Source organism: Pseudomonas sp. KH_017 (assembly GCF_057840285.1).
This window is the reverse complement of record NZ_CM174509.1, coordinates 2946304-2965672: the sequence shown is the minus strand read 5'-3', so window position 1 is coordinate 2965672 and position 19369 is coordinate 2946304. Positions and strand designations below refer to the sequence as shown.

The 19369-nt window shown below is 59.3% G+C and carries 17 protein-coding genes; 8 read left to right on the top strand and 9 right to left on the bottom strand.

The genetic code is table 11. The features are described 5' to 3' along the window. Nucleotides 1-10: 10 nt before the first annotated feature. Nucleotides 11-988, top strand: a complete 978-nt coding sequence (locus AC3IT6_RS13520; protein WP_151213601.1) for a 2-hydroxyacid dehydrogenase — start codon at nucleotides 11-13, stop codon at nucleotides 986-988. Between the two features lie 116 nt (nucleotides 989-1104). On the opposite strand, the gene AC3IT6_RS13515 is transcribed toward AC3IT6_RS13520, so the two are convergent. The 3 genes from AC3IT6_RS13515 to AC3IT6_RS13505 form a co-directional block, all read right to left on the bottom strand. Beyond that, nucleotides 1105-2292, bottom strand: a complete 1188-nt coding sequence (locus AC3IT6_RS13515; protein WP_489356174.1) for a pyridoxal phosphate-dependent aminotransferase — start codon at nucleotides 2290-2292, stop codon at nucleotides 1105-1107. Nucleotides 2293-2410: 118 nt separating this feature from the next. Then, complete coding sequence (locus tag AC3IT6_RS13510) at nucleotides 2411-3553, bottom strand: glycerate kinase (RefSeq protein ID WP_489356172.1); 1143 nt, start codon at nucleotides 3551-3553, stop codon at nucleotides 2411-2413. Between the two features lie 256 nt (nucleotides 3554-3809). Continuing rightward, on the bottom strand, nucleotides 3810-4931 hold the full coding sequence (locus tag AC3IT6_RS13505; protein WP_489356170.1) for a sugar diacid recognition domain-containing protein: 1122 nt from the start codon (nucleotides 4929-4931) through the stop codon (nucleotides 3810-3812). 170 nt (nucleotides 4932-5101) lie between these two features. Here AC3IT6_RS13505 and AC3IT6_RS13500 point away from each other — a divergent pair, with 170 nt between their 5' ends. From AC3IT6_RS13500 to rarD, 3 genes are all read left to right on the top strand, one after another. Next, nucleotides 5102-6412, top strand: a complete 1311-nt coding sequence (locus tag AC3IT6_RS13500; RefSeq protein ID WP_150753539.1) for an MFS transporter — start codon at nucleotides 5102-5104, stop codon at nucleotides 6410-6412. 211 nt (nucleotides 6413-6623) lie between these two features. After that, nucleotides 6624-7637: an aldo/keto reductase gene (locus AC3IT6_RS13495; protein ID WP_489356167.1), complete on the top strand. Its 1014-nt coding sequence runs from the start codon at nucleotides 6624-6626 to the stop codon at nucleotides 7635-7637. A gap of 216 nt (nucleotides 7638-7853) precedes the next feature. Further along, nucleotides 7854-8735, top strand: coding sequence for an EamA family transporter RarD (gene rarD / locus AC3IT6_RS13490; RefSeq protein ID WP_150757029.1), 882 nt, complete (start codon nucleotides 7854-7856; stop codon nucleotides 8733-8735). A gap of 125 nt (nucleotides 8736-8860) precedes the next feature. Here rarD and hppD read toward each other — a convergent pair whose 3' ends face one another. Further along, the gene (gene hppD, locus AC3IT6_RS13485; RefSeq protein ID WP_489356165.1) at nucleotides 8861-9937 is read right to left on the bottom strand and encodes a 4-hydroxyphenylpyruvate dioxygenase; all 1077 of its coding nucleotides are present in this window, start codon (nucleotides 9935-9937) and stop codon (nucleotides 8861-8863) included. Nucleotides 9938-10166: 229 nt separating this feature from the next. Next, entirely contained in the window at nucleotides 10167-11144 is a 978-nt protein-coding gene (locus AC3IT6_RS13480; RefSeq protein ID WP_489356163.1) for a DMT family transporter, read from the bottom strand. A gap of 78 nt (nucleotides 11145-11222) precedes the next feature. Here AC3IT6_RS13480 and AC3IT6_RS13475 point away from each other — a divergent pair, with 78 nt between their 5' ends. From AC3IT6_RS13475 to AC3IT6_RS13465, 3 genes are all read left to right on the top strand, one after another. Then, the gene (locus AC3IT6_RS13475; RefSeq protein WP_489356161.1) at nucleotides 11223-12095 is read left to right on the top strand and encodes a LysR family transcriptional regulator; all 873 of its coding nucleotides are present in this window, start codon (nucleotides 11223-11225) and stop codon (nucleotides 12093-12095) included. Between the two features lie 112 nt (nucleotides 12096-12207). Next, nucleotides 12208-13740 carry an EAL domain-containing protein gene (locus tag AC3IT6_RS13470; protein WP_489356159.1) on the top strand — a complete coding sequence of 511 codons (1533 nt, stop codon included), beginning with the start codon at nucleotides 12208-12210 and terminating at the stop codon, nucleotides 13738-13740. Nucleotides 13741-13973: 233 nt separating this feature from the next. Beyond that, nucleotides 13974-14336 carry a histone-like nucleoid-structuring protein, MvaT/MvaU family gene (locus AC3IT6_RS13465; RefSeq protein ID WP_008065377.1) on the top strand — a complete coding sequence of 121 codons (363 nt, stop codon included), beginning with the start codon at nucleotides 13974-13976 and terminating at the stop codon, nucleotides 14334-14336. Nucleotides 14337-14499: 163 nt separating this feature from the next. On the opposite strand, the gene AC3IT6_RS13460 is transcribed toward AC3IT6_RS13465, so the two are convergent. After that, a complete protein-coding gene (locus tag AC3IT6_RS13460) occupies nucleotides 14500-15018 on the bottom strand; it encodes a DUF4946 domain-containing protein (RefSeq protein ID WP_489356157.1) in 519 nt (172 codons plus the stop codon). A 144-nt stretch (nucleotides 15019-15162) separates the two neighbouring features. Between AC3IT6_RS13460 and gloA the strand changes: the two genes are divergently transcribed. After that, entirely contained in the window at nucleotides 15163-15684 is a 522-nt protein-coding gene (gloA, locus tag AC3IT6_RS13455; protein ID WP_489356155.1) for a lactoylglutathione lyase, read from the top strand. 190 nt (nucleotides 15685-15874) lie between these two features. Here gloA and ahpF read toward each other — a convergent pair whose 3' ends face one another. The 3 genes from ahpF to AC3IT6_RS13440 all read right to left on the bottom strand — a co-directional run bounded on the left by ahpF (nucleotide 15875) and on the right by AC3IT6_RS13440 (nucleotide 19217). Continuing rightward, a complete protein-coding gene (ahpF, locus tag AC3IT6_RS13450; protein ID WP_489356153.1) occupies nucleotides 15875-17437 on the bottom strand; it encodes an alkyl hydroperoxide reductase subunit F in 1563 nt (520 codons plus the stop codon). 139 nt (nucleotides 17438-17576) lie between these two features. After that, on the bottom strand, nucleotides 17577-18140 hold the full coding sequence (ahpC, locus tag AC3IT6_RS13445) for an alkyl hydroperoxide reductase subunit C (RefSeq protein ID WP_007975937.1): 564 nt from the start codon (nucleotides 18138-18140) through the stop codon (nucleotides 17577-17579). A 138-nt stretch (nucleotides 18141-18278) separates the two neighbouring features. Then, nucleotides 18279-19217 carry a site-specific integrase gene (locus AC3IT6_RS13440; RefSeq protein ID WP_489356151.1) on the bottom strand — a complete coding sequence of 313 codons (939 nt, stop codon included), beginning with the start codon at nucleotides 19215-19217 and terminating at the stop codon, nucleotides 18279-18281. Between the last annotated feature and the right edge of the window lie 152 nt (nucleotides 19218-19369).

Genomic DNA, 19369 nt, shown 5'->3' with positions numbered 1-19369 from the left:
GATCTCAAAGATGAAAAAGCAGGTCGTCCTGTACAAGAAACTCTCGCCGCTGCTGATGGCTCGCCTGCACGAGCAGACCGAAGTGACGCTGATCGAAAACCTTGATGCCCAGGGCCTGGCCAAACTGCGCGATGCCCTGCCCCGCGCCCATGGTTTGCTGGGTGCCAGCCTGAAGCTGGATGCCGAACTGCTCGATCTGGCACCCAACCTTCAAGCCATTGCCAGCGTCTCGGTGGGTGTCGATAACTACGACATCGACTACCTGACCGAGCGGCGCATCCTGCTCAGCAACACACCGGATGTATTGACAGAAACCACCGCCGACACTGGTTTCGCGCTGATCCTGGCAACGGCCCGGCGCGTAGTGGAATTGGCAAACATGATTCGCGAAGGCAATTGGACCCGCAACATCGGCCCCACGCATTTCGGCAGCGACGTGCACGGTAAAACCCTGGGCATCATTGGCATGGGGCGCATTGGTGAGGCCCTCGCGCAGCGCGGGCATTTCGGGTTTGGCATGCCGGTGATTTATCACAGCCAGTCACCGAAACCGGCGGTGGAACAGCGGTTCAATGCGCACTATCGAAGCCTGCCGGAGCTGTTGCAACAGGCCGATTTCGTTTGCCTTACGTTGCCGCTGACCGCTGAAACCGAAGGGCTGATCGGCGCAGAACAGTTCGCCCTGATGCGTCCCGAGACCATCTTCATCAATATTTCACGGGGTAAAGTGGTGGACGAAGCAGCGCTGATCGAAGCCTTGCGTGCAGGCCAGATTCGCGCGGCGGGGCTGGATGTATTCGAACGCGAACCGTTGAATCAGGACTCGCCGTTGTTGCAGTTGAACAACGTGGTGGCGACACCACACATCGGCTCGGCCACCCATGAAACACGGGAGGCCATGGCCAGATGCGCGGTGGACAACCTGTTGGCGGCGCTGGCGGGTGAGCGGCCGGCCAATTTAGTCAATGCTCAAGCGTGGAAGGCTTGAGGGATTAGATGTTTTACAGATAGCTTTCGCGAGCAGGCTCGCTCCCACATTGGAGTGCGTACTCCTGTAGGAGCGAGCTTGCCAGCGATGGGGCCCGCACATGCAACACAACGACCTCAGGCCCGCCGCACCTCCAGCAAATCCGTCGCACACAAGGCAATCCGCCGACATGCATCAGCCAGCTTCAGCTGATCCACCACCAACCCGATGCGGATATGCCCCGCCGCACTCGGCCCGAAAGCTTCACCGGCCAGTACCGACACGCCATAGTCTTCCAGCAGTCGTTCGGCGAAGCGCTGGGCCGACAACCCGGTCTGGCCTACATCGACCATCACGAACATCCCGCCATCCGGGCGAATCGGCCTGAGGCCCGGACACTGGCTCAGACTTGCACACACCAAGTCTCGGCGCTGGCGATACTCCTCGCGCATCGAGGCCACTTCCGGCAGGTCCCGGTCCAGCGCCAACTGCGCAGCGTTCTGCACGAAGTCCGGAATGCCGAACAACATGCTCAGCGACAAATTGACCAGGTGCCCGGCCATGGGTTTGGGCCCGATCACCCAACCCACTCGCCAGCCGCTCATGGCATGGGACTTGGACAGGCTGTTGATCGTCGCCGTACGTTCGGCCATGCCCGGCAGACTCGCCGGGCTGATGTGCTCACCCTCGTACAGCAGATCGCTGTAGACCTCATCGCTGATCAGCCACAAATCGTGGCGAATGCACAGCGCCGCCAGCTCTTGCCAGACCTGCAACGACAGACTGGCACCGGATGGATTGTTCGGACTGTTGAGCAGGATGGCGCGTGTTTTTGGCGTAATCCGTGCCACGACATCCGCCGGGTCAACGCGAAACCCGTTCTGCGGGCACACTGGCACCGGGACCACTGTAGCCGCGCAAGCGCCGATCACGCCCTCATACGTCACATACATCGGCTCGGCGACAATCACTTCATCGCCCGGATCGAGCAGGCATTGCGCCACCGAATACACCGCACACTGCGCCCCCGGAAAGACGATCACGTGTTCGGCGTCCACCACCTGACCACTGCGTTGCCCGTGCCGGCGGGCGATGCTGTCACGCAGCCCTCGACTGCCGCGCACTTCAGGATAGTGCGTATCACCGGCCAACAGGCTGGCGATGGCGGCCTGGACGATGGGCTGCGGCGTATCGAAATCGGGATCGCCAATTGACAGCAGCAGGACATCGACGCCCTGTTCGCGCAATTGCAGCGCTCGATCGTGAATCTGCCAGGCCGCCGCTCCGTCACCGGCGATTCGTTGGGTCAAGGCTGAGTAGCGCATCTCGGTCTCCTGTCGCGCGGGTGCTCCCAGCCACAACCCTATCTCAAATCACGAAACGCGCCACCATGGCGTGCAAATCCACCGCCAAAACTGCCATCGGGGCTTTTGTGAAAAACCCTCAGCCGCAGCGGACAGCCATCCGCCAGACGCGAGCGATATCGGTTGCCCGCTCACGCAGCAAGCGCGGCGCCTCGGCACAGGCCTGGTCCAGGGTCATCGGCCCGCTCGCCAGGGCAAACGCAGCGTCGATGCCATGCTCATAGAGCGCCTGATAACCGTCGCCCAGGGTGCCGGCGATGACGATGACCGGCACGCCATGCTGGCTGGCGACCCGCGCCACACCAAACGGTGTCTTGCCGCGCAGGGTTTGCGCATCGAAACGCCCTTCACCGGTGATCACCAGATCGGCGCCGGCAACGGCGTCGGCCAAGCCCACGAGTTCGGCTACCACTTCAACACCCGCCTTGAATTGCGCACCGAGGAACGCCTTGGCGGCAAACCCCAGACCGCCCGCCGCGCCACTGCCCGGCTCGTCGCGCACGTCATTGTTCAAGGCTATCGCGCAATGGTCAGCAAAGTGCCCCAGGGCACGGTCCAGTTGTTCGACCTGCACGGTCGAGGCGCCTTTTTGCGGGCCGAAGATCGCCGAGGCGCCGTGGGGGCCGCACAGCGGGTTGTTGACGTCGGCGGCGATGTCGAAGCGCACCTGGGCCAGGCGCGGATCAATCTCGCTCAGGTCGACACGGGCCAATTGCGCAAGGGCGAGGCCGCCCGGTGACAGCGTCTGCCCCTGGGCGTCGAGCAATTTCACGCCCAAGGCCTGCATGGCACCGGCACCGCCGTCGTTGGTCGCACTGCCGCCAATCGCCAGGATCACCCGTTGCGCACCGGCATCCAGCGCGGCGCGGATCAATTGCCCGGTACCGAAGGTGCTGCTGATGCACGCATCCCGTTGCGCCACCGGGACCAATTGCAAACCGCTGGCCTCGGCCATTTCGATGATCGCGGTGTGGCTCTGCGGCAACCAGCCCCAGGCGGCTTCCACCGTGGCCCCCAGTGGCCCGCGAACCAGGCTGCGGCGCTGCTGGCCTTCGCACGCGGCCAGGATCGACTCGACCGTCCCTTCCCCGCCGTCGGCCATCGGGCATTTGATCAGTTGGGCATCAGGCCAGACCTGCGCCAATCCCAATGCAATGGCATCGGCCACGCCTTGAGCGCTGAGGCTGTCCTTGAACGAGTCGGGGGCGATCACGATTTTCATGGGAATTCTCCAGTTCCAATGCCCACATGCTGCCAGCCGCCATGAACAATAACGCCGGTCCGCTGCACAAGCGGTGTTGAGGATTATTGTTCATTTCCACAAAGCCGGCGGGAGCGGCATCGTCCACAAATCTGTGCACCACCACAAATAACTGTGGGAGCGGGCTTGCTCGCGAAAGCGGTGGGTCAAACAACATTGATGTTGCTGATACTCCGCCTTCGCGAGCAAGCCCGCTCCCACAAGGAATGTGTATGGTTCAGGGGTTCGTGTCTGTCTGGGGCAGCAGTTGCACACCCAGATACAACGCCAGCATGCCGTCCAGTCGCAACGGATCAACCCCGCTCAGTTCGGCAATCCGCTCCATCCGGTAACGCAGGCTGTTGCGATGGATGCCCAACGCATCGGCGCAGGCCTGGCTCTGGCCGTCGTGTTCGCACCAGCTGCGCAGGGTTGCCAGCAACTGGCCGTTGTTGTCCTTGGCAATGACCTTGCGCAGCGGATTGAGCAATTCGTCGAGGGCGTCGTCGTTGCGGTGGCGCCAGAGCATCACCGGTAGCCGATAGCGGTTCAGCGTCAGCAATCGGGAGCGCGGCAACACCTCGCGCCCGTAGGCCAGCAAGTCACCGACCCGGCGATAGCAGCGGCGCAAGCCCGAAAGTCCATCGGCCTGCCCACCCACGGCAATGCGCAGGATGTTCCAGCCCAGGCCGTCGAGTTTGTCCAGCAAGCGCTCGTTCTCGACCGTCTGGCTCGCCGGCCGACACCAGAGCAACGAGGTCTTGGCCGAGCTCACGCACCAACTGTCGGGATAACGGGTGGTCAACCAGGCGCTGAGTGCCTCGACGGTTTGCCCTGGCGCGTGTTCCAGGCCCAGTTCGAACAGGTACGGCACCCGGGTCATCTGTGGTTTGAGGCCCAGCTGCGCCGCTTCATCGACCAGTCGCGGAGAATCCCCGGCTTCGCTGAGCAACAACGCCAGCAGATCATCGCAGCGCTGGCGCCGCCATTGCTGTTCGGCCTGCTGGTTGCGCTGGCCCACCAGCATTTCGGCGGTCATGCGCACCAGTTCGGCGTAAGTGCGCAGTTGCTCGGGTTCGCCGGTGATGCCCAGTACGCCGATCAGGCGCTGGTCGAGCATCAGCGGCAGGTTGATGCCCGGCTGCACGCCCTTGAGATGAATCGCCGTCTGCGCATCGATCTCCACCACCCGGCCATTGGCCAGGACCAGTTGCGCGCCTTCATGCCGGGTGTTGACCCGCTCCGGCTCGCCACTGCCCAGGATCAAGCCCTGGCTGTCCATGACGTTGACGTTGTACGGCAGGATAGCCATCGCCCGGTCGACGATGTCCTGGGCCAGGTCGTGATCGAGTTCGAACATGCAAGTGATCCTTGAAGACAGTGATGGAACGGGTTGTTCACCCGCACAGGCCTTGGTGGCAAACCCTGTGCTCAGGCACAAAGACAGCCACCCTGAGGGTGGTCGAGACTCTCTGGGCGATCAACGTTACCCTTTGCATCGCAAAAAATCATAATAAAGAGAGAGCCGCCATGACACAGAGCGCCGTAGCGTCCGACGCCATCGCTGACGACAAAAACGCCGTCTACAAGCGCATTACCCTGCGCTTGATCCCCTTCATTTTCATCTGCTACCTGTTCAACTACCTCGACCGGGTGAACGTTGGGTTTGCCAAACTGCAGATGCTCGACGCGCTGAAGTTCAGCGAAACCGTGTACGGCCTCGGCGCCGGCATTTTCTTTATCGGCTACGTACTGTGCGGCGTGCCAAGCAACCTGGCCCTGACCAGATTCGGTCCAAGGCGCTGGATCGCGCTGATGATGATCACCTGGGGCACGCTGTCGACCTGTCTGCTGTTCGTCACCACGCCGACCGAGTTCTATACCCTGCGCCTGTTCACCGGCGCGGCCGAAGCCGGGTTCTTCCCGGGTGTTGTGTTGTACCTCTCGCAGTGGTTCCCGACCTTCCGCCGTGGCCGCATCATGGCCTTGTTCATGTCGGCGATCCCGGTCTCCGGCCTGCTCGGCAGTCCGTTCTCCGGCTGGATTCTCAACCACTTCGCCGCAGGGCAAGGCGGTCTCGCCGGCTGGCAGTGGATGTTCCTGCTGCAAGGCATTCCCACCGTGATCCTCGGTGCGCTGGCTTATTTCCTGCTCAGCGACAGCTACGCCAACGCCAAGTGGCTGACCCCGTTCGAGCGTTCGGTGCTGGAAGCCGACCACGCCGAAGATCTGGCGAACAAGCCGAAAACCACGACCGATTCGCTGCTGGCGGTGTTCAAGAACCCCGCGATCTGGGCCTTCGGCCTGATCTACTTCTGCATCCAGAGTGGCGTCTATGCGATCAACTTCTGGCTGCCATCGATCATCAAGAACCTGGGCTTCAGCGATAACCTGGTGATCGGCTGGCTCAGTGCGATTCCGTACCTGCTGGCTGCGGTGTTCATGCTGATGGTCGGCCGTTCGGCGGACCTGCGCCAGGAACGTCGCTGGCATTTGGTGGTGCCGATGTTGATGGGGGCGCTGGGGCTGCTGATTGCGGTGAACTTCGCCGCCAACCCGGCCATCGCGATTCTCGGCCTGACCATCGCCACCATGGGCGCCCTCACCGGCCTGCCGATGTTCTGGCCAGTGCCGACCGCCCTGCTCAGTGCGGGTGCCGCGGCTGGCGGCCTGGCGCTGATCAACTCGATGGGACAGATGGCCGGCTTCCTCAGCCCGTACCTGGTGGGTTGGGTCAAGGACAGCACCGGCTCGACCGATGCGGCGCTGTATCTGCTGGCGGGCGTGATTGTCTGCGGCAGTTTGCTGGCGTTGCGCATGACCCGTACCTTGCGCGCCTAAGCAGCGCAAATCCCCCTGTGGGAGCGGGCTTGCTCGCGAAGGCGGAGTGTCAGTCAATATAAATGTCGTCTGATACTCCGCCTTCGCGAGCAAGTCGAATCGTCGCACCGCCGCTCCCACATTTGATCTGAGTTGTTAGTTAAATCGGTTTGCCCCGCCGAGCGATTCTGGTATCTGATTGAGCCTTTCCCACTGGTAAAAGGATTTGCTCATGAGCTACCGCACGCTGGGTCATTCGGGTCTGCAGGTGTCCACCCTGACCCTGGGCACCATGATGTTCGGCGAACAGACCAGCGCCGAAGATTCCCTGCGAATCATCGACAAGGCCTGGGACCAGGGCATCAATTTCATCGACACCGCCGACGTCTACACCAACGGCCGTTCCGAGGAAATCGTCGGCGAGGCCATCGCCAGCCGCCGCCATGATTGGGTGCTGGCGACCAAGGTCGGCTTCGGTCCCGTGGACGGCGTGCCCAACCGCAGCGGCCTGAGCCGCAAGCATCTGTTCAACGGCATCGATGCCAGTCTGACGCGCCTGGGCACCGACTACCTCGACATCTATTACCTGCACCGCGAAGACCACAATACGCCGCTGGAGGTCACGGTATCGGCCATCGGCGACTTGATCCGCCAGGGCAAAATCCGCTATTGGGGCCTGTCCAACTACCGTGGCTGGCGCATCGCCGAAGTCATCCGTGTGGCCGACAAGCTTGGCGTTGACCGGCCGGTGATCAGCCAGCCGCTGTACAACATCGTCAACCGCCAGGCTGAAACCGAGCAGATCACGGCGGCGCAAAACTACGGTCTGGGCGTGGTGCCCTACAGCCCGCTGGCGCGCGGAGTACTCAGCGGCAAATACGCGCCGGATGTGAAACCGGACGCCAACAGCCGTGCCGGACGCCAGGACAAACGCATCCTGGAAACCGAATGGCGCGTCGAGTCCCTGCGCATCGCTCAGCAAATCCAGCGATACACCCAGGAACGCGGTGTGGGCATCGTCGAGTTCGCGATTGCCTGGGTGTTGAACAACAGCGCCGTTACCTCGGCCATTGTCGGGCCGCGTACCGAAGCGCAGTGGGACGCCTACACTAAGGCGCAGGCGGTGAAGATCACGGTCGAGGATGAGGCGTTCATCGATTCGCTGGTGACACCGGGACATGCGTCGACACCGGGGTTCAATGATGTGAGCCACTTTGTGGCGGGGCGTACACCGCGCAGTACCTGATACAACACAAGAAAAAATGTGGGAGCGGGCTTGCTCGCGAAGGCGGAGTGTCAGCCACATCAATGTTGTTTGAGCCACCGCTTTCGCGAGCAAGTCGAATCGTCGCACCGCCGCTCCCACAGTTGGACAGTGTTGATTGATCGGTCAATATTCGTCTGAAAAACCACGTATCCTCTGCGCCCGTTTCACTCTCACTCAAAATCACGCGAGGACAGCTTGTCTAAAGGTATCGCTCTATCGGTTTCAGCCTCGGTGCTGTTTGCCGTCATGTATTACTACACGTCGCTGCTCTCCCCCTTGAGCGGCGTGGAAATCTTCGGTTGGCGCATGCTGCTGACCGTCCCGTGCATGACCGTGTTCATGGTGGTGTCCGGAGAGTGGAAGCGCGTGCTGGAGATTGTTCGGCGCGCCATGGCCAATCCGAAACTTGCCGGCGCGCTGATTGCCTCCTCTGCCCTGCTCGGCGTGCAATTGTGGCTGTTCATGTGGGCACCGCTGAACGGCTATAGCCTCGACGTTTCACTCGGCTATTTCCTGTTGCCGCTGACCATGGTCTTGACCGGTCGCCTGGCCTACGGCGAACGCCTGTCCTATCTGCAAAAAATCGCCGTGGTGTTCGCCTGCCTGGGCGTGATCAACGAGGTGTATCAGGTCGGTGGTTTTTCCTGGGCGACCTTGCTGGTCTGCATTGGTTATCCAACCTACTTCATCCTGCGCAAACGGCTGGCGGCGGACAACCTCGGCGGGTTATGGCTGGACATGGCATTGACACTGCCGGTGGCCTTCTGGTTCGTGCAGAGCGGCGCGCAAGGTTTCGGTGTGTTTGACCAGCATCCATGGTTGTCGCTGTTGATCCCGATGCTCGGCGTGATCAGCGCATCGGCACTGGTGATCTACATCATTGCCAGTCGCCTGCTGCCGTTCAGCCTGTTCGGCTTGTTGAGCTACGTCGAACCGGTGTTGCTACTGGGCGTGGCGTTGCTGCTGGGAGAGAGCATCAAGGCCGGCGAATGGCTGACCTACATCCCGATCTGGATGGCGGTGCTGGTATTGATGTTTGAAGGGTTCAAGCATCTGGTGCGGCAACGGCGACCTTAAGTCCACGCAAAACAAATGTGGGAGCGGGCTTGCTCGCGAAGGCGGTGTGTCAGTCCGCATAGATGGCGACTGACACACCGCCTTCGCGAGCAAGCCCGCTCCCACAGTTTTATCGGTGTAACGGCTTAGTCGGTAGAGAGAACACCACGACGCACCTGGTCACGCTCGATGGATTCGAACAGTGCCTTGAAGTTGCCTTCGCCGAAACCGTCGTCGCCCTTGCGCTGGATGAATTCGAAGAACACCGGCCCCATCAGGGTTTCCGAGAAGATCTGCAGCAGCAGACGCTTGTCGCCCGACTCGGACGAGCCGTCCAGCAAAATACCCCGTGCCTGCAGTTCGCCTACCGGCTCGCCGTGATTCGGCAAACGGCCTTCGAGCATTTCGTAGTAGGTCTCCGGCGGCGCGGTCATGAAGCGCATACCGATGCTTTTCAGGTGGTCCCAGGTCTTGATCAGGTCATCGGACAGGAACGCAACGTGCTGGATGCCCTCGCCGTTGAACTGCATCAGGAACTCTTCGATCTGCCCGGCGCCCTTGGACGATTCTTCGTTCAACGGGATGCGGATCATGCCATCGGGTGCGGTCATGGCCTTGGAGGTCAGGCCGGTGTACTCGCCCTTGATGTCGAAGTAGCGGATTTCGCGGAAGTTGAACAGCTTCTCGTAGAAGTTGGCCCAGTAGGCCATGCGACCGCGATACACGTTGTGGGTCAGGTGATCGATGATCTTCAGGCCGGCACCGACCGGATGGCGGTCCACACCTTCGATGAACACGAAGTCGATGTCATAGATCGAGCTGCCTTCGCCGAAACGGTCGATCAGGTACAGCGGTGCACCACCGATGCCTTTGATCGCCGGCAGGTTCAGCTCCATCGGACCGGTTTCAATGTGGATCGGCTGGGCGCCGAGTTCCAGGGCACGCTTGAAGGCTTTTTGCGAATCCTTGACGCGAAACGCCATGCCGCACACCGACGGACCGTGCTCGGCCGCGAAGTACGAGGCCACGCTGTGGGGTTCGTTGTTGAGGATCAGGTTGATCGCGCCCTGGCGATACAGGTGCACGTCCTTGGAACGGTGGGTCGCCACCTTGGTGAAGCCCATGATCTCGAAGATCGGCTCCAGGGTGTTCGGGGTCGGCGATGCGAGCTCGATGAATTCAAAGCCCATCAGGCCCATTGGGTTTTCGTATAAATCTGCCATGGTCGGCGCCTCATCATGCTTTTAGAATTAACAAATGTTAGTTGCTAGCAATGCTGAGACCGGTGGGTGGCGCACAGGAGATGCCCCGCACACTGCGGGCGAGAAAGTCACCGTAGATCAGTTGAAACCCGAATATCTTCATTGTCGACCCAAGGCTCTTGCGGGCGAGGCTTCTGCTGCCAGAAGACGATTATTATTGTATGCGTAAACCGATTCTACACAGCGTAAATCAGTTTGTCCGCCTTCTGTATAAAATCCCCTTTTTCCTTGCCCGCGCAAGGGGTTTGTTGCAGAGGAAAATCCCCGCCAGTATCAGCCCGCCACCCAGGCACATGGCCAGCGTCAGCGGCTCATCCAGTAGCAGCGCGCCAAGGATCACCGCTGTCAGCGGGTTCAAGGCAATGAACACCCCGGAACGGGTCGCACCGATTTTGCGGATGCCGTCGTAGTAGCCAATGTAAGCCAGCGCCGAACCCAGCACCCCCAGGTACAAAAGGCTCAACCATTGCTGCACACCCAGATGGGCGATCGCGGCGACACTCACCTCACCGCGTACGATGCAGGTCATCCAGAGCATGACGGTGCCCAGCAGGATCGAATACGTCACGGTTTGCACCGGTCCCAGGGTGTGGTTCAGCTCTTTGGAGAACAGCGAGTAGACACCCCAGCCGAGTACGCAACCGAAAATCAGCAGATCGCCGAGCCAGGCACCGGCACCGGCACCGACACCGCCGGCCAGTAGTTGCGGGTCGCGACTAAAGATAACCATGCTCGCACCCGCCATGCAGATCGCAATGCCGACGACTTTGGCCCGGTTCAAGCGCTCCTTGAACAGCAGCCAGGAAGCCAGGCCGATCACCGCCGGATTCAGCGCCACGATCAAGGACGCCCGTGAAGCGTTGATGTAATGCAGGCCATAAAAGAAGCACAGGTTGTAAAAAAAGATCCCGAAAAAGCCAAGCAAAAGCAATTGCAGCCATTGCCGGGGGCTAGGCCGGACCAGCGGTGTCCGCGCCATGCGTACAAACAGCAGCAACGCCACGCTGGCCAGTAGAAACCGCAGGCTGGCCGCCAGTAACGGGCTGAGACCGCCGGCTAGATATCGCCCGGCGACGAAGGTGCCACCCCACACCATGGTGACCGCCGCCAGTTTCAGATACACCGGCAGATCCGATGGTTTTGACAGGCTTTGCTCGCAGATCGTCATAAGATTCCAGGACCGGATGTCGGAGAGATGACGTATCATTCGACTAATACCCAGTCATCGTAAAATGAGCAAACACTCATGACCCTCACTCAACTGGAGATTTTCTCCTTGGTGGCCGAACTCCACGGCTTCACGGCGGCGGCCAATCGCCTGGGTATTTCCCAATCGGCGGTGTCCCATGCGTTGAAGTCCCTGGAGCTGGAGTTGGGTGTCGAACTGTTGCGCCGGCATCAATCCCAGGTCGAGTTGAGCGACATTGGCCAGCAGTTGTTGCTGCGTGCCCGGGCGATGCTCGGCCTGGCCAACACCCTGCGCCAGGAAGCGGCCGATGCGCGGGGAATGAAACGCGGCACGCTGCGCATCGGCTCCTTTGGCCCGACCTCATCGATCAAATTGCTGCCGTTGATTCTGCAGCAGTACCGCGCCGCCCATCCCGGCATCGAGGTGCATATCGACGAAGGCCCCGACCGCCAGGTACTCCAGTGGCTGGAGGAACGACGGATCGACATCGGCTTTGTGGTATTGCCCGAGGAGCGTTTCGACACGGTCGCGCTGATCGAAGACCAGATGGTCGCGCTGCTGCCCGTCGGCCACCCGTTAGCGGTTCACGACAGCCTGAGCCTGAAGGACCTGTGCGATTTCCCGTTCGTGCTGACCGAGGCCGGTTCTTCGGAGCTGGTTTCACGCCTGTTCACGGTCGCCCGACTGACGCCCAATATCCGTTATCGCTGCTCGCAGTTGATCAGCACCCTCGATGTCGTCGCTCGTGGCGACGGGGTGACGGTCGTTGCCGAAGGTTCATTGCCCAATCAAATTGACCGCCGCTGGGTGAAAAAACCGCTGTCGCCGACAGTGTTGCGCCAGGTCGGCCTGGCGGTGCTCGACCGACGCCAGGCATCACCCGCGACACTGGCCTTTATCAGCCTGGCCGAAAGCCTTGACTTGCGTTGAGCGGCATAACCGCCAACGGCCAACTATCATGGCCCATACCCGAACTCTTCATGGGAGGCGCTTTGCCCTGCCATCATTTGAGAGCCTTACTTCTTCGTGACAGGATTCGCGAATGCCGTTGAAAGCCAAAACCCGCAGTCGCAGCACAAGAATTGCAGTCACCGTGATCAGTGGATTGCTCCCGGTGCTGCTGGGGGCCGCCATTCTTTATATGCAAGCAGGACGTGCGCTCAAACAAGACACCGAACAAACTGCCGAAGAAGCGATTCGCCAGTTCGACCTGATGCTCGACAACACCGCCCAGGCCGCTCGTGAACTACTGCCGCTGGCCGGCCAACGTTGCGCTGACGTCAGCCTGGCCCTGCGCGAACAGGTCACTCGCCGCCCATTCGTGAGCTCAACCAATCTGGTGTGGGACAACAACCTCTATTGCAGCTCTCTGTTCGGCGACTACCAGGAGAAGGTCAACCCCGGTGACTACACTCAGGGCGCCTTATGGCTCATGAGCGGCAACCCGGTAACACCCGACACCGCCTTGCTGGTATACCGCCTGAGCGAAGGAAAAAAAGGTGCACTGACGACCCTCTATGGTCATCACTTGAGCAATATCCTGCGCCTGATAAGCCGCGAGACTTTGCTATTGCTGCAAGTTGGCCCGGACTGGATATCCGCCGACGGCAAGGTTCACAGGGGCGCTGCGCCTGACCTGCCCGTTGCGCAAAGTCGATTGACCTCCCAACATTATGCTTTTGCCGTGGAAGCGGGTTTCCCCAAAGGCGAAACCTGGCGATACATGAGCAGCGAATATCCACCGTTGTTCAGCCTGCTGATTTTCTTCGGTGTGATTGCCGGGGCAATTGGTCACTTCCTGCAAAAGCGCTCATCGGCACCCACCCAGGAAATGCAACGGGCACTGGAAGCTGCAGAGTTCATTCCGTATTTCCAGCCTGTGGTGCATGGCGACAGCAAAAGCTGGTCTGGCGCTGAAGTGCTGATGCGCTGGAAACATCCGAAGGAAGGCCTGGTGCGTCCGGATCTGTTCATTCCGTTTGCCGAGCACTGCGGACTGATCGTGCCGATGACCCGCTCGCTGATGCGACAAACCGCCGCCCTGCTCGCGCCGCACTCCGCCAGATTCAACAAGCCGTTTCACATTGGTATCAACATCACCGCCAGCCATTGCCAGGACCTGGAGCTGATCAAGGATTGCCGCGAGTTTCTCGATGCGTTTGAACCAGGCTCGATCCATCTGGTACTGGAACTGACCGAGCGCGAACTGATCGAGCCCACGGTCATCACCCTGCAATTGTTTGAGCAACTTCGCGAACTGGGCGTGAAAATCGCCATCGACGACTTCGGCACGGGCCACTCAAGCCTTGGCTACCTGCGGCAGTTCAATGTCGATTTTCTGAAAATCGACCAGAGTTTTGTCGCCATGATCGGCATCGACACACTCTCCAGCCACATTCTGGACAGCATCATCGAACTGGCGGTCAAACTCGACCTTGCCCTGGTGGCCGAAGGTGTCGAAACCCGTGAACAGAGTGATTACCTGAGCGCTCATCAGGTCAACTTCCTGCAAGGTTATCTGTTCGGCAAACCCATGCCCGGCGCGGAATTCATTAGTGCATTAAGCAACCATTAACTAGCGGATTTAACCGACAAAACAACGACTACGCGCACCAATTTGAATCAAAATACTACTGCCGTTACATGAAAAAAAAGACAGGATTTACTCTTGGCCAATTAACTACTACAATTTTACATGCCTGCGCTAAATTGGCAGGTGAGCCACTATCACCGAGTCGCTTCAAGGCTCTTGGCTTATAGCTTTGTTTGCGGTTGGTATCAGCCAAACACACTATTGGAGTAAAGATATTGTCCAGACTCGCTGAATTCCGTGCAGCCGAAAAGGCTCTTCAAGAACAGCTCAAGCAGCTGGAATCCCTGAAGAACGATGCCGGGCTCAAGAAAGAAATCGAATTCGAAGAGAAGCTCCAGGGTTTGATGAAAACCTATGGCAAGAGCCTGCGCGACATCATCGCCATTCTCGACCCTAACCCGGCAAAATCCGGCCTGCAGCAGGCAGCACCTAAAACCCGCCGCGCCCGCGTGGTCAAGGTTTATCAGAACCCGCACACCGGCGAGCTGATTGAAACCAAGGGCGGCAACCACCGCGGCCTGAAAGCCTGGAAAGAACAGTACGGTGCAGCCACCGTTGATTCCTGGCTGCGGGGCTAACTCTCGCGGCGACAGAAAAGCCCTGCTTATGCAGGGCTTTTTCATGGGTTAACTAAATGCCCGGGGCGGACACCCGTCAACTACCTGACTGCCAGCAACTTTGTGCTTAATCCATTTGGATATCTAAAATTTTCTTCATGCATCGAAAAAGCACTGTCGCTTACTAAAGTTTCAGGCTGTTACGGGCAGCGTCTATTTCATCCTGGCTCGCCTTATAAGCCTCGGCCTGCCCTGCGTAGGAAAGAACATAGGCCTTATCGGCATCCACCGCGGCCACCAATGTTTGAGAAAGCACATGCCTGCCGTTTTGCGTGATGGTGCAGGTTGTTTCCAGCGCGGCCAATCGACTCAACGTAGTCGAATGAATGCGCGTGCAGACACTTTGATACCCGCCCTGAAAGAAGTCTTTTTGAACCGACTTGCGCATCTCCAGCAATACGCCTTCGAGGTTTACCTGGTGATCGCTTTGCACCGGGCTCATGGTCAGTTCCATCACCATGAGCGGCGATCCATTCTGATCATTTTTTACCGCCCGCTGGCGACTGACCCCCGACGCCGATTCAGGCACGACTTCGACCTGCCAGCCTTCCGGCCAGGTCACTTCTGGCGCATCGGCGCGGGCAACGCCAGCCAGCGAAAACACGCTTAGCAAGATGAACAGCACGTTACGGAATCGAATCATTGCAATGGGCACTCAAGGATCAAGCCGTAAAGTCTGGGCCCAGGCCGGCTGTCAGGCAATAGCCGACTGTTTGGGTTTGGTGATGTCCGAACCCTTGCGTATCATTGTCGCCATTCGTTAGCCCACATATTTCCCGGAGGGCCCATGAGCCTGCACGAATTGAACACCTTGCCCGGCGTCACCGCCCAACCGGACGCCGCTACGCAGAAATTTGTCTTCAACCACACCATGCTGCGGGTCAAGGACATCACCAAGTCCCTGGACTTCTACACACGCATTCTGGGTTTTACCCTGGTGGAAAAACGCGACTTCCCGGAAGCCGAGTTCAGCCTGTATTTCCTGGCGCTGGTTGATAAAAATCAGATCCCGGCCGATGCCGCCGCGCGCACCGAGTGGATGAAATCGATCCCCGGCATTCTGGAGTTGACCCACAACCATGGCACCGAGAACGATGCGGACTTTGCCTACCACAATGGCAACACCGACCCGCGCGGTTTCGGCCACATCTGCATCTCGGTGCCGGACATCGTCGCCGCCTGCGAACGCTTTGAAGCACTGGGCTGCGATTTCCAGAAACGCTTGAGCGATGGCCGCATGAAGAGCCTGGCGTTCATCAAGGACCCGGACGCCTACTGGGTCGAGATCATTCAGCCGGCACCGCTCTAACATCCACCACACATCCCCTGTGGGAGCGGGCTTGCTCGCGAAGGCGTCGTATCATTCGACATTGAGGTGACTGACACTACGCCTTCGCGAGCAAGTCGGATCGCCGCACCGCCGCTCCCACATTGGTAATGTGCAAGACACAAAAAAACCCATGATCAATCATGGTTTTTTTTGTTTTCAGCGCCAGGGTTTATGCCGGGGCGGAAGTCCGGATCAAGTGATCGAAAGCGCTCAGCGAAGCCTTGGCGCCCTCGCCCACCGCGATCACGATCTGCTTGTACGGCACGGTGGTCACATCGCCCGCAGCGAACACACCCGGTACCGACGTTTCACCCCGAGCGTCAACGATGATCTCGCCACGGGGCGACAACTCGATGGTGCCTTTGAGCCAATCGGTGTTGGGCAGCAGACCGATCTGCACAAAGATCCCTTCCAGTTCCACACTGCGCAACTCGTCGCTCTGACGATCCTTGTAGCGCAGGCCGTTGACCTTCTGGCCGTCGCCGGTGACTTCAGTGGTTTGCGCACTGGTGATCACGGTGACGTTCGGCAAGCTGTGCAACTTGCGCTGCAATACCGCATCGGCACGCAACTGCACATCGAACTCCAGCAGCGTGACATGGGACACGATACCGGCCAGGTCGATGGCCGCTTCGACGCCAGAGTTGCCGCCACCAATCACCGCCACTCGCTTGCCCTTGAACAACGGACCGTCGCAGTGCGGGCAGTACGCAACGCCTTTGTTGCGGTATTGCTGCTCGCCCGGCACGTTCATTTCACGCCACCGTGCACCGGTTGCGAGGATCACGGTCTTGGCCTTGAGCTTCGCGCCGCTGGCAAAGTGGACTTCGTGCAACTCACCTTCTTTGCCAGTGATCAATTTGTCTGCGCGTTGCAGATTCATGATATCTACGTCGTACTGCTTAACGTGCTCTTCCAGCGCCACGGCCAGTTTCGGACCTTCGGTTTCCTGCACGGAAATGAAGTTCTCGATGGCCATGGTGTCCAGCACCTGCCCACCAAAACGCTCTGCCGCGACGCCGGTGCGAATACCTTTGCGAGCCGCATAGATCGCCGCCGAAGCACCGGCTGGCCCACCGCCGACCACCAACACATCAAAGGCTTGCTTGGCGCTGATCTTCTCGGCCTGGCGCTCGATACCGCTGGTGTCGATTTTGGCGAGGATTTCTTCCAGACCCATGCGGCCCTGACCAAAGTTCACGCCGTTGAGGTAGATGCTTGGGACCGCCATGATCTGGCGCTCATCGACTTCGGCCTGGAACAGCGCACCGTCGATGGCGACGTGGCGAATGTTCGGGTTCAGTACCGCCATCAGGTTCAGCGCCTGGACCACATCCGGGCAGTTCTGGCAGGACAGCGAGAAGTAAGTCTCGAAGTTGAACTCGCCTTTGAGCGAGCGGATCTGTTCGATCACTTCGGCACTGGCTTTGGACGGGTGACCGCCGACTTGCAGCAAGGCCAGCACCAAGGACGTGAATTCGTGGCCCATCGGGATGCCGGCGAAACGCAGGCTGATGTCGGCTCCCGGGCGATTGATCGAGAACGACGGCTTGCGGGCATCATCGCCGTTGTCGAGCAAGGTAATCTGGGTGGAAAGACTGGCAACGTCTTTCAACAGTTCGAGCATTTCCTGGGATTTCGCACCGTCGTCGAGGGAAGCAACGATCTCGATCGGCTGGGTGACCCGTTCCAGGTACGATTTCAACTGGGCTTTAAGATTGGTGTCCAACATACGGGCGATTTCCTTTTTGCTGTTTCATATAAAGCAGGCATAAAAAAACGCCCGAGCGAATCTCGCCCGGGCGTTTTTATTGGGCGGTGCAGCTTACTAAGTAGGTGCGGAGTTCCGCCCTGATGGTGCGATCACAGACTTAGATCTTGCCGACCAGGTCCAGGGACGGCGCCAGAGTGGCCTCGCCTTCTTTCCACTTGGCTGGGCAAACCTGGCCTGGGTGAGCAGCGACGTACTGGGCAGCCTTGATTTTGCGCAGCAGTTCAGAAGCGTCACGGCCTACACCGCCGTCGTTCAGTTCAACGATCTTGATCTGGCCTTCAGGGTTGATCACGAAGGTGCCACGGTCAGCCAGACCAGCTTCTTCGATCAGCACGTCGAAGTTGCGGGAGATGGCGTGGGTCGGGTCGCCGATCATGGTGTACTGGATCTTGCCGATGGCTGGCGAAGTGTTGTGCCAGGCAGCGTGGGCAAAGTGGGTGTCGGTGGAAACGCTGTAGATCTCGACGCCCAGCTTCTGGAACGCGTCGTAATTGTCGGCCAGGTCTTCCAGCTCGGTCGGGCAGACGAAGGTGAAGTCGGCCGGGTAGAAGAACACCACAGACCACTTGCCTTTCAGGTCAGCGTCCGAGACTTTTACGAAGTCGCCATTTTTGAATGCGTCAGCTTTGAACGGTTTAACTTGGCTGTTGATGATAGGCATCGTTGACTCTCCGTCAGGGGTTAAGAAGTTGATGGAGAGAACTTTACCCACTCGACGGACGGTTGGCTCATTGGCAAACCTGATGCTGCTGATTGGCTTTCGCTATTAGCCAGCTGTATTAATAGAAGAAAACGGTATCTAGGGTGACACGGGCTTTTCGGTGATACGCGCCATGCCGAGGAACGGACTGGCTTCGATGTAACGCATGGCTGACTTCATGTCTTTCCAGCCTACATAGCTCATCAGCGACTTCAGATCCCAGCCACTCTGATGCGCCCAAGTGGCAAAGCCGCGACGCAAGGAATGACTGGTGTAAAGCTCGCCGGCGATACCTGCTCGGGCCAACGCCTGACGCAATAACGGAATCACACTGTTGGCGTGCAATCCCTCCTCGCCCAGATGCCCCCAGCGGTCGATGCCACGGAACACCGGCCCCCGCACCAGTGCCGCCTCGGTAATCCAGTCGATATAAGCCTGAACCGGACACAAACGTTGCAAGGCCGGCGTTTGATAGGTCTTGCCGAGGTTGTCGCGATCACTCTTGCTGCGCGGCAGATAGAGACTGATGCCGGAACCGGCGCTGGCCTGCACGTGTTCCACCTGAAGCCGGCACAACTCATCACTGCGAAAGCCGCGCCAGAAGCCCAGCAGGATCAAGGCCATGTCGCGCCTGGCCCGCAGTAAACCCGGTCGGTCGCCTGCGGCCCTGGCGGTTTGCACTTCTTGCTCCAGACAACTGACCACCTGTTCCAGATGCTGAAGCTGCAAGGGTTCGGCTTGTTTTTCCTGGGCCGGGTGCAGCGCGCGAATGCCCTTGAACACCTTGCGCACTACCGGTGCCTTGGTGGGGTCGGCAAAACCCTGGCTGTTGTGCCACTGCGCCAATGCCGACAAACGCAGTTTCAGCGTATTGATCGACAACACCCCGGCATGGGCTACCAGATAGCGCGCCACGCTGTCGCCGGTGGCCGGCAGAAAACCGCCCCACGTGACTTCGAAGTGTTCGATGGCTGCGCGATAGCTGCGACGGGTGTTGTCGCGAGTCGCTGCTTGCAGGTAACGATCCAGCTCAGTCATGGGGTCAACTCTTGAATTCATACCGCTTTGACGGGTCAAAAACCGGTATTGGGTGCATCACACGGGGTAATACCAGTATATCCCGTGTTAACAGCATTCAGTATTTAACTTTATAGATTGAATGGTACAATGTGTATTTACGTGGTACGTAC

What these genes read in the sequence shown, in the direction of transcription:
- AC3IT6_RS13520 (WP_151213601.1), top strand. Translation starts at nt 11, where the DNA reads ATGAAAAAGCAGGTCGTCCTGTACAAGAAACTCTCGCCGCTGCTGATG.
- AC3IT6_RS13515 (WP_489356174.1), bottom strand. Translation starts at nt 2,292, where the DNA reads ATGCGCTACTCAGCCTTGACCCAACGAATCGCCGGTGACGGAGCGGCG.
- AC3IT6_RS13510 (WP_489356172.1), bottom strand. Translation starts at nt 3,553, where the DNA reads ATGAAAATCGTGATCGCCCCCGACTCGTTCAAGGACAGCCTCAGCGCT.
- AC3IT6_RS13505 (WP_489356170.1), bottom strand. Translation starts at nt 4,931, where the DNA reads ATGTTCGAACTCGATCACGACCTGGCCCAGGACATCGTCGACCGGGCG.
- AC3IT6_RS13500 (WP_150753539.1), top strand. Translation starts at nt 5,102, where the DNA reads ATGACACAGAGCGCCGTAGCGTCCGACGCCATCGCTGACGACAAAAAC.
- AC3IT6_RS13495 (WP_489356167.1), top strand. Translation starts at nt 6,624, where the DNA reads ATGAGCTACCGCACGCTGGGTCATTCGGGTCTGCAGGTGTCCACCCTG.
- hppD (WP_489356165.1), bottom strand. Translation starts at nt 9,937, where the DNA reads ATGGCAGATTTATACGAAAACCCAATGGGCCTGATGGGCTTTGAATTC.
- AC3IT6_RS13480 (WP_489356163.1), bottom strand. Translation starts at nt 11,144, where the DNA reads ATGACGATCTGCGAGCAAAGCCTGTCAAAACCATCGGATCTGCCGGTG.
- AC3IT6_RS13475 (WP_489356161.1), top strand. Translation starts at nt 11,223, where the DNA reads ATGACCCTCACTCAACTGGAGATTTTCTCCTTGGTGGCCGAACTCCAC.
- AC3IT6_RS13470 (WP_489356159.1), top strand. Translation starts at nt 12,208, where the DNA reads ATGCCGTTGAAAGCCAAAACCCGCAGTCGCAGCACAAGAATTGCAGTC.
- AC3IT6_RS13460 (WP_489356157.1), bottom strand. Translation starts at nt 15,018, where the DNA reads ATGATTCGATTCCGTAACGTGCTGTTCATCTTGCTAAGCGTGTTTTCG.
- gloA (WP_489356155.1), top strand. Translation starts at nt 15,163, where the DNA reads ATGAGCCTGCACGAATTGAACACCTTGCCCGGCGTCACCGCCCAACCG.
- ahpF (WP_489356153.1), bottom strand. Translation starts at nt 17,437, where the DNA reads ATGTTGGACACCAATCTTAAAGCCCAGTTGAAATCGTACCTGGAACGG.
- ahpC (WP_007975937.1), bottom strand. Translation starts at nt 18,140, where the DNA reads ATGCCTATCATCAACAGCCAAGTTAAACCGTTCAAAGCTGACGCATTC.
- AC3IT6_RS13440 (WP_489356151.1), bottom strand. Translation starts at nt 19,217, where the DNA reads ATGACTGAGCTGGATCGTTACCTGCAAGCAGCGACTCGCGACAACACC.